The 14,011-nt window shown below is 53.2% G+C and carries 10 protein-coding genes; 6 read left to right on the top strand and 4 right to left on the bottom strand.

Annotated elements, in window-relative coordinates; all coding sequences use genetic code 11:
- Nucleotides 1-172 precede the first annotated feature (172 nt).
- The gene (gene cydB / locus AB1L42_RS14550; protein WP_367056962.1) at nucleotides 173-1,189 is read left to right on the top strand and encodes a cytochrome d ubiquinol oxidase subunit II; all 1,017 of its coding nucleotides are present in this window, start codon (nucleotides 173-175) and stop codon (nucleotides 1,187-1,189) included.
- A 126-nt stretch (nucleotides 1,190-1,315) separates the two neighbouring features.
- On the opposite strand, the gene AB1L42_RS14545 is transcribed toward cydB, so the two are convergent.
- Nucleotides 1,316-2,833 carry a PQQ-binding-like beta-propeller repeat protein gene (locus tag AB1L42_RS14545; protein ID WP_367056958.1) on the bottom strand — a complete coding sequence of 506 codons (1,518 nt, stop codon included), beginning with the start codon at nucleotides 2,831-2,833 and terminating at the stop codon, nucleotides 1,316-1,318.
- A 164-nt stretch (nucleotides 2,834-2,997) separates the two neighbouring features.
- On the opposite strand from AB1L42_RS14545, the gene AB1L42_RS14540 reads away from it, so the two are divergent.
- From AB1L42_RS14540 to AB1L42_RS14530, 3 genes are all read left to right on the top strand, one after another.
- A complete protein-coding gene (locus AB1L42_RS14540; RefSeq protein WP_367056953.1) occupies nucleotides 2,998-3,561 on the top strand; it encodes a DJ-1/PfpI family protein in 564 nt (187 codons plus the stop codon).
- Nucleotides 3,562-3,729: 168 nt separating this feature from the next.
- Nucleotides 3,730-4,506, top strand: coding sequence for a DUF1080 domain-containing protein (locus AB1L42_RS14535; protein WP_367056948.1), 777 nt, complete (start codon nucleotides 3,730-3,732; stop codon nucleotides 4,504-4,506).
- A gap of 716 nt (nucleotides 4,507-5,222) precedes the next feature.
- Nucleotides 5,223-8,261, top strand: coding sequence for a sigma 54-interacting transcriptional regulator (locus AB1L42_RS14530; protein WP_367056943.1), 3,039 nt, complete (start codon nucleotides 5,223-5,225; stop codon nucleotides 8,259-8,261).
- Between the two features lie 83 nt (nucleotides 8,262-8,344).
- Here AB1L42_RS14530 and AB1L42_RS14525 read toward each other — a convergent pair whose 3' ends face one another.
- Entirely contained in the window at nucleotides 8,345-9,778 is a 1,434-nt protein-coding gene (locus AB1L42_RS14525) for a DUF1501 domain-containing protein (RefSeq protein WP_367056938.1), read from the bottom strand.
- 255 nt (nucleotides 9,779-10,033) lie between these two features.
- On the opposite strand from AB1L42_RS14525, the gene AB1L42_RS14520 reads away from it, so the two are divergent.
- Nucleotides 10,034-10,885, top strand: a complete 852-nt coding sequence (locus tag AB1L42_RS14520) for an ABC-2 family transporter protein (RefSeq protein WP_367056932.1) — start codon at nucleotides 10,034-10,036, stop codon at nucleotides 10,883-10,885.
- A gap of 31 nt (nucleotides 10,886-10,916) precedes the next feature.
- On the opposite strand, the gene AB1L42_RS14515 is transcribed toward AB1L42_RS14520, so the two are convergent.
- Nucleotides 10,917-11,054: a hypothetical protein gene (locus AB1L42_RS14515; protein ID WP_367056928.1), complete on the bottom strand. Its 138-nt coding sequence runs from the start codon at nucleotides 11,052-11,054 to the stop codon at nucleotides 10,917-10,919.
- 64 nt (nucleotides 11,055-11,118) lie between these two features.
- On the opposite strand from AB1L42_RS14515, the gene AB1L42_RS14510 reads away from it, so the two are divergent.
- Entirely contained in the window at nucleotides 11,119-12,249 is a 1,131-nt protein-coding gene (locus AB1L42_RS14510; protein WP_367056923.1) for a methyltransferase, read from the top strand.
- Between the two features lie 12 nt (nucleotides 12,250-12,261).
- Here the strand turns inward: AB1L42_RS14510 and AB1L42_RS14505 are convergent, their stop codons facing one another.
- The gene (locus tag AB1L42_RS14505; RefSeq protein ID WP_367056919.1) at nucleotides 12,262-13,767 is read right to left on the bottom strand and encodes a sulfatase; all 1,506 of its coding nucleotides are present in this window, start codon (nucleotides 13,765-13,767) and stop codon (nucleotides 12,262-12,264) included.
- Between the last annotated feature and the right edge of the window lie 244 nt (nucleotides 13,768-14,011).

The following is a 14,011-nucleotide window of genomic DNA, read 5'->3' as shown; positions in this document are numbered from 1 at the left end:
GAGAAGTATCACAGACTGAAGGCTGCTCGGGAGTCCGAACTGTCAAAGTGGATCGAGTATCTTCAGGTTTGGTTTGCACTCTCTCACATGAGCGAACACAGCCTTTTCCTGATGAAACATCACAAGCGAGTGCACAGCTAAGAGCAACTTGCTCTAGAAAGACGATTTCGAGATGGATTGGAATCTGCTCTGGTTTGTCATTTTGGGGATCTTGCTCACCGGCTATGCCATTCTCGATGGCTTCGACCTGGGAGTCGGAATGCTGTCTCCGTTGGGAAAGACCGACAAGGAAAAGCGGATCATTCTCAACTCAATCGGCCCGATTTGGGACGGCAATGAAGTTTGGCTGGTGACATTCGGAGGGGCGATGTTTGCAGCTTTTCCGGAAGCTTATGCGACGGTCTTCTCCGGGTATTATGAAGGTTTCATGGTCATTCTGGCTGCGTTGATCTTTCGAGCGGTGTCGATCGAGTTTCGCAGCAAGCTGCAAATCGCAACGTGGCGAGGAATCTGGGACAAGGTCTTCTTCGTCTCCAGTCTGACCGCTTCATTCGTATTCGGCGTGGCAGTCGGCGGAGCAATGACCGGAGTTCCTCTCGATGGTCGCGGCATCTTCCGGGGAAGTGTCAGCGATCAAATCGATTGGTATCCGGTGCTGACCGGTTTTCTCACGATCGCAATGTTCCTGATGCACGGGGCAATTTACTTGACTCTCAAGACCGGCGGAGAACTCAGACAGCGTGCTCGGCGCTGGATCTGGATCGGCTACTTCGCCTTCCTGGCTCTCTACCTGGCGCTGACCGTTGCGACGTTGACCACAATTCCAAAAGCACTTCACAACTTCCACGAATTCCCATTTGCTTACGCTGTCGTCATATTGAACGTCTTAGCGATCATGAACATCTCGCGCACGGTCAAGATGGAAGCCTTCGGTCAGGCATTCTTGTCGTCTGCCTGCACTATCGCCGCGCTCGTCTTTCTCTTCGGAGTCTCTCTGTTCCCGAATCTGGTCGCCTCTGACCCGCATCCGGAGAATAGTTTGACGATCTACAATGCTGCATCGTCAACAGCGACGCTCAAACTGATGACTCTCATCGCAGTGATCGGAATGCCATTCGTGCTCGGCTACACAGGAGCCGTCTACTGGACGTTCCGAGGCCGAGTCGAATTGGACAAGCACAGCTATTAATGACTTCAAATCATTCATGAAGTGGAATACTTTTCAGAGCGGAGAATGCTCGTCTCCTGTCTCGAAGGAAAAGTCTTACCAGTTGAGAGCAACACTTACAGTGACGTATTCAGAGTAGAGCACGCGCTACTGCGGATTCGATGCCTTCAGGTCGAGGCAGACGAGGGCGTCTTCGCAGCGAAGGTAGAGCAATCCGTGGGAGAGGACTGGGGCTGTCCAGCTTGGGTATTTCATTCTCGGGGCTGAGCAGCGTGAGATTTCTTCCCAGCCTTCTGTTGTCGCTTTGCACAATGCGAGCGTTCCACGTTCGGCAAGAATGATGAACTTTCCGTCAGCCAAAATCTTCGAACCTCGACCATAAAACGGAAACGGAACGGTCTCTCCGGTCTTTGCGTTAACAATCGATCCGTCAAAGGCTCGTTTGAAGGAAGCATCTTCGGATGCACCAGTGGTCGACCATTTCACTTCTCCGGTTTTTGCATCAATGCATCGCAACTCCCCTTCGTTTTCGTGTCGACCGCTGAACCCGAGAAAATACCCGTCCAGAGGAATCGACGTCGACCAGTGAGTGAGGAGATTACGTGGATCACTCCAGACGACTTCGTAGCTTTTTCCATCGGGTTGCACACGAAGAAGCGTGGCTCCCACACGGTATGCAGCTGAAAGCAAAATCGTATCGTCGACGACGACTGGCCGGGCTGCGTTGACCGATTCGTGAGTTCGAGAGCGAAACCAGTGACGAAAATTCTCTTCGCCGGTTTCTGGGTTGAGAGAAACGAGGCCGTGACGCATCAGGCAGAGGATGTGGCGTTGACCATGGATGGTCGCGGCGATTGGTGAAGAGTAGCTAACGACCATCTCCTCACCGGTCCAGTCGTAGGTGTCATCAGAAGCCCAGCCAGTAGAAACGCTGTCCCACGTCGCTTGGCCAACAGCGCTCCAGAGCGGTTTTCCCGTGTTTTTGTCGAAAGCAACGATTCCCGAGTTGGGTTGTCCCCCGACCGGGACGATGAGGCGATCGCCTTCCAGAATCGGAGTCGAGCCGACTCCAAAAAATCCGTCCGGAATATCGTACTCATCGCGGAGTTGCCGCTCCCAGACGAGAGAGCCAGCTGTCAGCTTCAAGCACAGGAGTCGTCCTTCTGCTCCCAGCGTAAAGCAATGTTCGTCAGTCAGAATCGGGGAGCAGCGCGGACCGTTGTTGTATCCGTATGGGTCCCGGAAGCGACTTGGCGAAGAATAACTCCATTGCTGTTTGCCAGTTTCAGCGTTAAAGCACTCGACGATTTCTTCATCGTTGATCCGGTGATGAAGCACGAGCCGGCCATTTAGAATTGACGGGGCACTGTAACCGGTTCCAACTTCCCGTTCCCAGACAAGTGGCGGTCCGTCGGCTGGCCACGAATCGAGCAATCCGGTTTCCGTCGAAATGCCGTCGTGAGTCGGACCAAGAAAGTGCGGCCAGTCTTCACCTGTTCGGGGAACAGCCGGAGCAGCAGCTTCTGTCTTAAACGGTTGAGCTTCTGCTGATTGAGTCGGTTCCTGCCCGTTGCTGCAGGCGGAGCAGAGGATGCAGGCAAAAAACGGAGCGAACAGAAAGCTCAGTGATCGGAGTTGGTTCAACTGCAGCAGGGGATATGTCATAGTGGTGTTCTGGCGAGAGGAAGTTGGTGGGGCCACATTTCGAATTGAACTGACAACCGGCGGGAATTTCAAGATCAGCCGGAACTGATACCTCGTTGATCCTGAACAGCAGACTGGATTGGCGCAGCTGGAAATTACTTTCAAATCAACAGGATGAAGCTCGAATGCATAAGGTTCTGATTGTCATTGGAGATGCAGCGGAAACTCTCGACACGATGTATCCCTTTTATCGACTGATCGAGAGCGGTTTTCAGCCCGTCGTGGCTGCTCCGGAAAAGCGACAGTATCAGATGGTGATGCACGAGGTGAAACCGGGTTGGACGATCACCAAAGAGTGGGAAGGGTATACCCTCAACGCTGACGTTGCCTTCTCAGAGATTGATCCCAACGAGTATCTGGGGATTCTTTACTCGGGTGGAAGGGCTCCGGAATACATTCGCTACGATCCTGATCTCGTCCGGATCACCAAGCACTTTTTCGAGACAAACAAGCCGGTTGGCTGCGTCTGTCATGGGGTGGAGATTCCCGCCTATGCTGACTGTGTCAGAGGACGAAAGATGGCGACTGTTGCGAAGTGTCGCTTCGATCTTGAAGTGTGCGGGGGCATTTTCGTCGACGAGCCGTGTGTCATCGACGGCAATCTCGTGAGCGGAAGAACGTTCCATGACAACGGGCACTACGTTGGCCCATGGATTAAGCTTCTGGAAGAGCAGCGCGAAGCTCTGTAGTCGTCTCTCTGAGCTGTTCGCGAACCCCTCTGGTTTGGTCACCTCGATGCGTGTCTGCGATCGCTTCGTGCGCTCAGTTGTTTGCGTTTTGGAAAAATTGTGATTAACTTATCGCTGTTGGCGTGGGAAAAGACTTGATTTCAGAGTGGTTCCCGTGCGCAGACATCTATGATTGACTCTCTTGTATATCGTGTTCTCAGTCGAGCAGGTCGCTTTTGCCTTGTGACCGCGTTTCTCGGCGTTCAGTCGCTTCTTGCTCAGGCGACGGAAATTGACGGCTCAGCTGAAGCGACGACGAAGGTCTCGCTGATCGGCTCCGATTTCCCCGGTGAAGCTTGGGAATTTGTCTCCGGCAAGAAAGGGGCTCCCTTCTCAGAGACCTGGACGCTGGCCACTGACGAGGAAGCCAAGCTCGACTACATTATCTGCCGAGGCCAGCCTTACGGGTACATCCGGACGAAAAAGATCTATTCTGACTTTGAGTTCAGCCTGGAATGGCGATTCCCGAAGGACGAAAACGGCAACAGCGGTGTCTTGTTGTTCACAACTGGCGAGGACAGAGTCTGGCCGACAGCTGTGCAGGTCCAACTTCACCAGCCGGTCGCTGGCAGCATTTTTCCGGGTGGAAGTGCGAAGTCTGCGAACGAAGTACGGAACGTCGAGATGCTCGCTCGGCCCGTCAATCAATGGAACAAGTGCTTCATTCGCTGTCAGAATGGAACAGTGACGGTCACGATCAACGATACCGCAGTTGGCGAGGTGACAGGGTGTGATCCTCAAGTCGGAGCGATTGGCCTGCAGAGTGAAGGCTCCGAGGTCCATTTTCGCAAGATCTGGGTGAGAGAACTCAAAGCGCCGACAGAAGTCGAAGCCATCGGCGCCCGTCCGATTCGGCCACGACAACAACTCAAACGACTTGCAAGGCAATTGGCCAGCTTCCGGTAATGATGGTCCTCTGTTTGCCGCAAAACAGAGGCTTGAGTTGCTTCTGGCATTCTATTGGAAAAAACACTGCAGCCGAGGATCTGTGTGCTGGGTTCGGAATTTTTTGAACGCCACCAGTTCAAGATCTGAAAGTGTTTGTCCAAAGTTCCTGCGCCAATCAGGTCTGACACCTGTGCAGGGAGCCTCAGCTCGAAGTCTGTGTTTGATCTCGAAGATCCGCCTCATGAGCATGCTTGATACAGCTGCCTCGAACACTGCCCAGTTTTGGGAGGTTATTGAAGGCTCAGGAAGTGGCAGAGTAAAAGTCACCATACCTCCTTTTGTGCCTAGTTTACTGCAGCAGCGCAGAGTTCTTATATTGATCTCTTAAGATCGTTTGCTCGAAGCGATTGGCAAGAAAGAAAACAACCCCTGAGGGTGAGGAAAACTGCCGTTGGCTCGTGGGTAAAAGAGGTTGGTTGCAGAGTGGGAAGCTGCAATCAAAAAACGAGCAGTTTCGGGTCTCACCAGCTCAAGGGGCATGGTTGGGTGCGAGAAGGAAATGCAATTGGCGCACCAATCAGATGTCGAACTGTGTCGTTTTTTCCGTTTTCGCTCAAGTTGCATTAAAACCGTGATAATCTGTGCGTTCTGAAGGTTGTGATCGACAGAAATTCTCGGTAACGTGGTGCTGAGACGCGCCGATTCGGCGCCGAATCAACGAAAGATTCAACAAAATGGATATGTTTCGGCAGTCCACAATTCGCTTTCGGATGATCTATGCCTTGGCAGCGTTTTCGGTGCTGTACGGGTTGGTCGTTTTGTGGTATGTGCCGACACAGCCAGCGCTTCCGTTCAATTGTCTTGTTTCCAATGATGACCAGTTCGCACGACCTGGCGCCGAAATTCGCTATGTGTCAGATGAGGATCGATGGAAGGGCAACATCCCCGAAGTCGGTGATCACATCATCGAACTGGGCGGTCGACGCATCCATTCATTCGTGGACTTCGTTCGAGTGCAGCGAGAGTGGCGAAATCTCTCGGTCGGATCGGAGGGGACGATTGAGTTCGGGCTTGATCCATCTGAAGAGAAGTACGCTGGGAATCTTTCCGTTGTCGAATACCCCGATAAATCTCGTTACGTAAAGTGTTGGCTGTTGAGGAGCGGCGACGAACGTCCGCTCGAAACCTGGGTTCCGCTGATTCCTCAGCCGATCTCAGGCATTTCAATGGTCCTCTTCTGGTTTGTGCTCCAGATGTTCGTTGTAGTGATCGGTGGGGTGGCGTACTGGAATCGGCCGTTCGATCAACCGGTGCGAACATTCTTCGCTCTCGCTTCGGTGACGACGTGTGCATTTCTCGGGGGAAGTCACTGGTGGGTGGTCGCTTCCAGCCCGTTTCTGATTTCTGTCTTCGCGATCGCTGGGTGTTTCCTGCCAGCAGTCTTGCTGAATTTCTTCGTCGTCTACCCGTTTCCAGTTCGCTTTTATCGAAATCGACGTGGTCTGAGTCTGGTGGCGATGTATGGCATCCCGTTGGTGGTCAGTGCGGCGTTGACTTCGCTGATCGCAGCCACCTGGTTTTTGACAGCAGATTGGGGATCGGGACCGTTCGCTGAAACTCTCGAGTCCGTGTTTCGGAACGTGGTTCGAGAGTTGATGCCATTTTTAAGACGGGCTGCCCAGATCGGAGTGTTGTTCGCCGTGACATGTTTCGCAGGTTGCGTCGGTCTGCTGGTCCAAAGCGTTCGGTCGACTCGAAATGCTCTGGAGGCGAATCAGGTTCGGTCAATTCTGGGAGCGGCGTTGTTCTCGTTGATTCCCGTCGCTTACACCGTCTATCTGTGGTTTTTCCATCCCGTCGAGTTCGCCTTGGGTTGGGCGAGGCTGCCGATGTTTCTCGCGAGCGTCGCGTTCATGTTTGCGTACGCTGTGGGAATCGCGAAGTACAAACTGCTGCTCGTTGATCAAATGGTCAGTCGAGGTGTGTGGTATTACAGCTTGAGTCTGGCCTTGGTGTTGATGTTCTGTGCTCTGATAGCGATTGGAGCAGTGACGGCTTTGCATCAGGACTTGGCAATTTTTGGGAGAACGATTCCGCTCGTCATGGTGCTGATGATTTCTGTTCTGGTGCTCACCTGGACACGCGATGCATTGCAGAGAAACCTCGATCGCCACTTCTTCAGCGAGAAGTATCAGTTCGATAAAGCTCTGAAGCGGATGAACAGCGTAGTCACCGGAGTGCTAGAGCCGGAGCAGGTTTCGGCGAGTCTCCTCGATTCCTGTCGCGACGTTTTGCACGTGGGTGAAGCAGCTCTCTACCTTCGAAAATCGGAGCGGGCCGTCTTTCGAATGCTGATCGCGTCTGGACGTTCGAACTTTCCCGTTCAAGTGGTTCTTGAGGAGGAAGTCTTCAGCGCTCTGGAAATGAATCGCGTCTGGCAAAAGACTCCGCACGCGAGATCTCCTCTGCAGGAACTGATCAGAAGATTGGGGGCCGAAGCCATTCATGGATTGGAAATTCAAGGCGCTCTCGCTGGGATTCTTGTGCTGGGAGCGAAGCCTGCTCACAAAAGCTATTCGGCAGAAGATGTCGCGTTCGTGACCGCCATGGCTCGAGTGGCATCGATCGCATTACATTGTGCGACGGTCCAAAAGGATGTGTCGCGGCTGAATCAGGATTTGAAGCTGAAGATTGAGAAGATCTCCGATCAGGAACGTCAGCTTTCGGCGCTGCAGAAGGAATTGGGAGCGATGTCGACGTCGACGACTCCTGTTTCAGAGACAAAGACCTTTCATCGGGCTGGGATTGTCGGCACAGGCGAAGCGATGTCGACGCTCTTGGATACTGTCCGAAAAGTGGCGGCCAGTGATTCTTCTGTCTTGATTCGAGGCGAGAGCGGAACGGGAAAGGAACTGCTTGCACGCTCGCTTCACGAGAACAGTTTGAGAAGCAGCGGGCCGCTTGTCACGGTTCACTGTGCGGCACTCTCGCCGACGCTGCTGGAGAGTGAATTGTTCGGGCACGTGAAGGGCGCGTTTACCGATGCTCGGGAAGACAAGCAGGGTCGGTTTCAATTGGCTGACGGAGGAACCCTGTTTCTCGACGAAATCGGTGATATTTCACTCGATGTGCAGGTGAAACTGCTGCGAGTTTTACAGGAGCGTGCCTTTGAACCGGTTGGAGGAACGAAGTCCGTTTCCGTAGATGTTCGTGTTGTGGCTGCCACTCACCGAGATATCGAACAATTGATCGAAGATGGCAAGTTCCGCGAAGACCTGTTCTATCGGCTGAATGTCATCAGTCTGGAGGTTCCGCCACTAAGACACAGAAAAGAAGACCTCTACGAATTGGCGAGACACTTCCTTAAACGGGCGGCCGAAAAGGCATCCAAGCAAATTGTCGGGTTTGATGATGCCGTTCGGAAAATTCTGGAGCGATATGACTGGCCGGGAAACATCCGCGAATTGCAGAATGTGATCGAACGCGCTGTTGTGCTGGCCGAAGACCGATTCGTCCATGCTGAAGATCTCCCGGAGGAACTGTCTCAATCAGCTCCCCGCAGTCGTTCCATTCAGATGCCGAAGTCAGTTGGCTCAGTTGCGGTTCCGCACAGCTCAGTCGCTCGACGGACAACGGGTGATTCTGAATCAGAAGCGAGCCAGTTGCGCGAGGCACTCGAGCAATGCGAGGGGAATAAAGCCGAAGCGGCCCGCATGCTTGGAATGCCAAGGAGTACATTCTTCAGCAAACTGAAGAAGCACAAGATTGTTTAGACTCTTCCAACGCTTCCCCGTAAGCATATGTGGCTACGAGTTTCGCCGAATGTACTGAGCGCTCGCGAAACTTGTCACTGTGATTAAGCGATGATGTCGTGGGCGACGTTTCCAGCGACGTCGGTGAGTCTGAACTCTCGGCCCTGAAACTTGAAGGTCAATGCTTCGTGATTGACTCCGAGTAAGTGCAGAAGCGTGGCGTGGAAGTCGTTGACGTGCATCGGGTTCTCGACGACGTGGAATCCGATCTCGTCGGTCTTGCCATATGTGAATCCGCGTTTGACGCCTCCTCCGGCCATCCAGACTGTGTAAGCATCTTTGTGGTGATCACGGCCTGCATTGGCTGGGACCCCTTCATCGGCATTCCCTTGAAGCATGGGAGTGCGTCCAAACTCAGCTCCCCAGACGACCAATGTTTCGTCGAGCAGTCCGCGTTGTTTGAGATCGGCGATCAGGGCAGCGATGGGGCGGTCGACTTCTTCTGCCTTCTTCTTCACGTTGCTGAAGACATTGTTGTGGTGGTCCCAGCCTTGATCGTAGAGCTGCACGAAGCGGACGCCGCGCTCAACGAGTCGACGTGCTAGCAAGCAGTTGTTGGCGAAGCTCGTTTTGCCCGGCTCTGTTCCGTACGCTTCGTGAGTTTCTTTCGTTTCTCCGTCAATCTCCATCAAATCTGGCACAGCGGATTGCATACGAAAGGCGAGTTCGTATTGAGCAATTCGGGTCGCGATCTCTGGATCTCCGACGTCGGCCAGTTGGATCTGATTGAGGTGATTGATGGTGTCGATCATCCGTTTTCGATCGACGGGAGTCACGCCTTCTGGATTCGAAAGGAACAGGACGGGGTCTCCCTGTGTTCGGAATTCAATCCCTTGAAAACGGCTGGGTAGGAAGCCGCTTCCCCATAAGCTGTTGCCTGCTCCCGCAACGTTTCCAGTGATGAGAACGACGAAGCCGGGAAGGTCTTCGTTCTCTGAGCCAATTCCATAGTTCACCCATGAACCGAGTGACGGCCGACCGAAGCGGGGGAAACCGGTTTGGAAAAAGAGTTGAGCGGGCGCGTGATTGAAGTGTTCCGTGTGAAGCGACTTGATGACGCAAAGTTCATCGGCGACTGAAGCAAGATGTGGCAATAGCTCGGAAAGCTCGACTCCTGAGTTACCATGCTTCTTGAACTCGTACTTCGACCCCAACAGCTTCGGTTGGTCGCGGATGAATGCGAGCCGCAGGCCTTCCCAAAGATGATCGGGAACCAATTCTCCGGTGAGCTCTTTCAGTCGAGGCTTATTGTCGTACAGGTCCAGGTGTGAAGGGGCTCCCACCATATGGAGGAAGATCACATTCTTGGCACGCGGGGCAATCTGCTGCAGACTCTCAGCGGTCGGTTTGGCCTGAGCTTCCTGCTGCAAGAGAGCAGTCAGCGCTAAGCTGCCCAAGCCTGCTCCCACACGCTGGAACATTTCTCGACGAAGTAGGGGAAGGCGGGGGCTGAAGAGATCAGGGCGGGAAGTTTGCATGGAGAATTCTTCTGTTCGAAGACATAGGAGTCGGTGCGTATCATATCTTCATTTGTTGATCGATGCACTGCCATTCTCGCCTCATCCAGTGTTTCATTGTGGAACTCGGTTCCGACTCGCATACGCACGCAACGAGCCCTATTATGAGTCGTTTTGAGAAATCTGCCTGTGCCGGGGAGTTGGCTTCCCGAAACATCCTTCTGGCCCTGATCCAATTGCTTTTCGTTTGAATACTGAGCTGAGAGTTCCAGCAACATGATGAGTTCCGAGTCTGCAATTCATCCATTCGCCCGATTTCGCGTCTCCCTGATGATTCTCAGGACCGCGATCGCTGAGCGGTTGATGTATCGTGCAGATTTCGCGATGGGGACTCTGTTTCGATTCTTGCCGATCGTGACTCAGATTTTTCTGTGGGGAGCGATTTTCTCAGTCGGAACACAGTCTGAGACGAAGTCGATCGCTGGGTATTCGTATGAAGAGATGATTGCGTATTACCTGCTGGCGATGCTGGCCCGAGCATTTTCGAGTATGCCGGGACTCGCGAGCGGGATTGCCCGACAGGTTCGTGATGGCACGATCAAAAAGTTTCTCACGCAGCCGATCGACTTGCTGGGATACCTTTTCTGGCACCGTGTGGCTCATAAGCTTGTTTACTATGCGGTCGCAGCCGGACCATTTGCTCTGGTCTTCTTCTTGTGCCGTGGGTTCTTGCCTGAATGGCCGGGAGGCTGGGTTTTTCTGGCGTTCCTGGTGTCGCTGGTGATGGGCTTTCTGATGGGGTTCCTGATCGAGTCGCTGCTCGGACTGGTTTCGTTCTGGTTTCTCGAAGTGAGTTCGCTGCTCTTCATCTACATGATGTTCAACTATTTTTTGTCGGGGCACATGATTCCGCTCGACTTTCTCCCGGAACCGATTCTGATGTGGATCGAGTTTATTCCGTTTAAGTATCTGGCCTATGTGCCGGCGGCGATACTGTTGGACAGATACACGGGGCCCGAACTCGTGCAGGTCCTGGTGATCGAAGTCATCTGGATTGTCGGACTGTTGATTCTGAACCGTCTTGCGTTTTCAAGAGGCGTCAAGCGGTACAGTGCTTTTGGTGGTTGATTGCCAGCGACGTTGTGTGAATCAACCTACTTCAATCAGGCAGCGAATCTTCGAGAGCTATTTCGAAACCTTGTTTCGAGAGGACAGTGCTGCCTGTTGCCTCGACACTCCCATCGCTGGCAGCGGGAATGAGTGTCTTCAATTTTTCCTCTTTTACTTTCCAGACCATTTTCAAATTTCGTTTGCACACACTCGCACGAACAAACTCAACTTCTTGATGAGTGAGACAGCGCATGCGAGTTCACAGGAAAGAGCAACTTGCTCTATCGGCCCATATGTCACAGCTTGAAAATCTACTTGAAAACTCGCGGTTTGGGATTCCCGTCTCTGAACAACTCGCGATGAATGCAACACTGGATCTCTCTGCGTCGCGGGTTTTATGCCTGACATCGGGACGCGGGCAGACAGCGATTCAGTTGGCGGATCGTCTGAAGGATGCACGAGTGATCTGTCATGTTCTCGAAGCGTTTGCTGCTTCGGAGACCGCCGAGTTGATCGACGAGTGCGACTCGAATGTTCTGCTCGACTGTTCGGCCGATTTGCCGGAGGAAGACTTCGATTTGTGTGTGCTTCCAATGTCTCGTTCGGGCGAAACAGGTTTGACTCGCGACTGGCTGCAGCAGGCTTATGATCGACTGGCCATGAACGGGATGCTCGTCGTGACGATCGATCAGAAGAAAGAGACCTGGTTTCATCACGAGCTTGAGAAGTTCGGGAAAAACCTGACTCGCATCCCGAAGCGGAAGGGCGTCGTCTACAAACTGAAGAAGCTTAAAACGCTCAAGAAGTTGAAGGACTTCAGCACCGAATTCGCATTTCGCGATCAGGAACAACTGATCAAAGCTGTCAGTCGACCCGGCGTGTTCAGTCATCGGCGGCTTGATCTCGGTGCCCGAGCCCTGATGGAGTCGATGGAGATTGAAGCGGGGGATCGCGTGCTGGATATCGGATGCGGTGCGGGAGTGGTGGGACTGGCGGCGGCAAAGCGGGCAGCTGATGTGTCTGTCCACTTTGTCGATTCGAATCCGCGTGCTCTTGAGTGTGCTCTGGCTGGGGCAGAATTGAACGGAATCAGCGACGTGGATGCTACGCTGTCACATGATGGAGCGATTGGATCCGAAGAGGACGACATGCGAGGCCAATTTGACGTTGTCCTCGGAAACCCGCCTTATTATTCACACTTCCAGATTGCCGAGATTTTTCTGCAGTCCGGTTTAAAGGCATTGCGGCCCGGCGGAAGAATTCAAATCGTCACGAAGAACCAGGAATGGCTCCAAGCTCGGATGGAACAACTCTTCGACGAAGCGACAACGACCGAATGTCGCGGATATTCGATCGTGTCGGCCATTCAGCGAGGGAGTTAATTCGTCGCTCGATTACGGACGCTCTTTCGGAGCAGGCAGTGAATCGAGGATGGCGCTGAGTTGCTGAACGACATCCGGACGATCTTCGGCGAGATTCTTGGATTCGAGTGGATCGTCGACATAGTCGAACAATTCGTACTCAGCCTGATCAGCCGAAGCGTTGAATTGCTTCCACTCAACGAGTCGATAGCGTTCTGTGCGGATCGCTCTTCCGAGTCGTTTTCCTCTTGGGAAACAGTGATAAGCGTATCCGCGATGTGGTGCGTCAGGATTCTTGAGCAGCGGAACGAGGCTCTGCCCATCAATCGTTTGCTTGACTGCTTCTGATTCCTGAGGAGCAGGAAGGCCCGCCAGTTCGGTAAGAGTCGGGAAGATGTCGACAGTCTCGATGAGTGCTGAAGAACTCGTTCCGGGCGTCGTCGTGCCCGGTGCAACAACGAGGATTGGAATCCGATTGGCTTGTTCGTAGTTGGTGTGTTTCGTCCAGGCTCCGTGGTCGCCGAGATGATATCCATGGTCTCCCCAGAGGACGATCAAGGTGTCTTCGGATAGTCCGAGTTCGTCGAGTTCATCAATCACTCGGCCCAGTTGAGCATCCATGTAGCTGAGAGCGGCGTAGTAGCCATGGATGAGGGTTGTTTCCTGTTCTTGCGACAGGGGAGGGTTCTCCGGAATCGGCTTGTATTGATTCAGCTCGCCGAGCGGTGACTTTGCAGCATATGCAGGAGATCCGGCTGGGTACTCGCGGATTGAAATTCCCGGAAGTTGCTTTGGATCGTAGAGATCCCAGTACTTTTGCGGAGCACAGAACGGAAGGTGCGGTTTGGTGAAACCGACTGCCATGAAGAACGGCTGGTCTCGTTCTTTTGCGTCCTTCAACTGGCGAATGGCTTCGTTGGCGATTCGACCATCAGCGTAGGCGTCATCTTCAACGTCGGCTGCTTCCCAGGCTGCTCCGCGTGGGAGCGATCGGATGTTTCCAAGTTTCTGATTGCTGAAGTAGGCCTCTTCTCGAGTCAGTTCTCCGCCGGTGCTTTCCGGCAGCACGTAATCAATCACTTTGTCCGGATGAAACGGAACGCTCCATGACTTGTCGTCTCCGACGTTTCCATGACCGATGTGAAACACTTTCCCGATGCCAGAAGAATGGTAGCCGTGTTGTTTGAAATATTGCGGGAGCGTGACGGCATCAGGAACCGCCTTTCGAAAGTTTGTTCCCAAGCTGTAGACACCCAGAGTTGTCGAACGTGACCCAACGAGCAAGTTGTTTCGAGACGGGGCGCAGACAGCTTGATTGCAGTAGGCCATGTCGAAACGCATGCCGCGTTCAGCGAGTCGATCGAGGTTCGGCGAATGAACCCACTCTTCTCCGTAGGCTCCGAATGAAGGTTTCAGGTCGTCGACCAGAATCAGAAGGACATTCGGACGCTCAGCGGCACTGGCGACTGTTGACGTCGCAAATAGAATGGCGACTTGAAACAGGATCACGAATCGGAGCGGGATCGAACAATTGTTCATCGTTGTGATTCTCGATTGAGCGCAGTTTGAGTGGGTAATAATGATTTGTTCCGGACAAGTTGATGGAGACTGTCCGGCGGTTTTCGGATTGAATTTTGACTGCGTCGTCAATTCGTCTCAATGGCGTGCGTTGATGAGTCCTCGGTTTCACTGAAGATTGACGATGAAGTCCAGAAGAACTACAGGTTTCGCGCAGCCTCTCTCTCGATGACCGACAACCTCCCAGCAGAAGCGGATTGCTTCC

Origin of the sequence: Thalassoglobus sp. JC818 (assembly GCF_040717535.1) — a bacterium.
GTDB lineage: Bacteria > Planctomycetota > Planctomycetia > Planctomycetales > Planctomycetaceae > Thalassoglobus.
This window is presented reverse-complemented; position numbering and strand designations above follow the sequence as displayed.

Coding starts and splice junctions, on each gene's coding strand:
- cydB (WP_367056962.1), top strand. CDS start 173: ATGGATTGGAATCTGCTCTGGTTTGTCATTTTGGGGATCTTGCTCACC.
- AB1L42_RS14545 (WP_367056958.1), bottom strand. CDS start 2,833: ATGACATATCCCCTGCTGCAGTTGAACCAACTCCGATCACTGAGCTTT.
- AB1L42_RS14540 (WP_367056953.1), top strand. CDS start 2,998: ATGCATAAGGTTCTGATTGTCATTGGAGATGCAGCGGAAACTCTCGAC.
- AB1L42_RS14535 (WP_367056948.1), top strand. CDS start 3,730: ATGATTGACTCTCTTGTATATCGTGTTCTCAGTCGAGCAGGTCGCTTT.
- AB1L42_RS14530 (WP_367056943.1), top strand. CDS start 5,223: ATGGATATGTTTCGGCAGTCCACAATTCGCTTTCGGATGATCTATGCC.
- AB1L42_RS14525 (WP_367056938.1), bottom strand. CDS start 9,778: ATGCAAACTTCCCGCCCTGATCTCTTCAGCCCCCGCCTTCCCCTACTT.
- AB1L42_RS14520 (WP_367056932.1), top strand. CDS start 10,034: ATGATGAGTTCCGAGTCTGCAATTCATCCATTCGCCCGATTTCGCGTC.
- AB1L42_RS14515 (WP_367056928.1), bottom strand. CDS start 11,054: ATGGTCTGGAAAGTAAAAGAGGAAAAATTGAAGACACTCATTCCCGCT.
- AB1L42_RS14510 (WP_367056923.1), top strand. CDS start 11,119: ATGCGAGTTCACAGGAAAGAGCAACTTGCTCTATCGGCCCATATGTCA.
- AB1L42_RS14505 (WP_367056919.1), bottom strand. CDS start 13,767: ATGAACAATTGTTCGATCCCGCTCCGATTCGTGATCCTGTTTCAAGTC.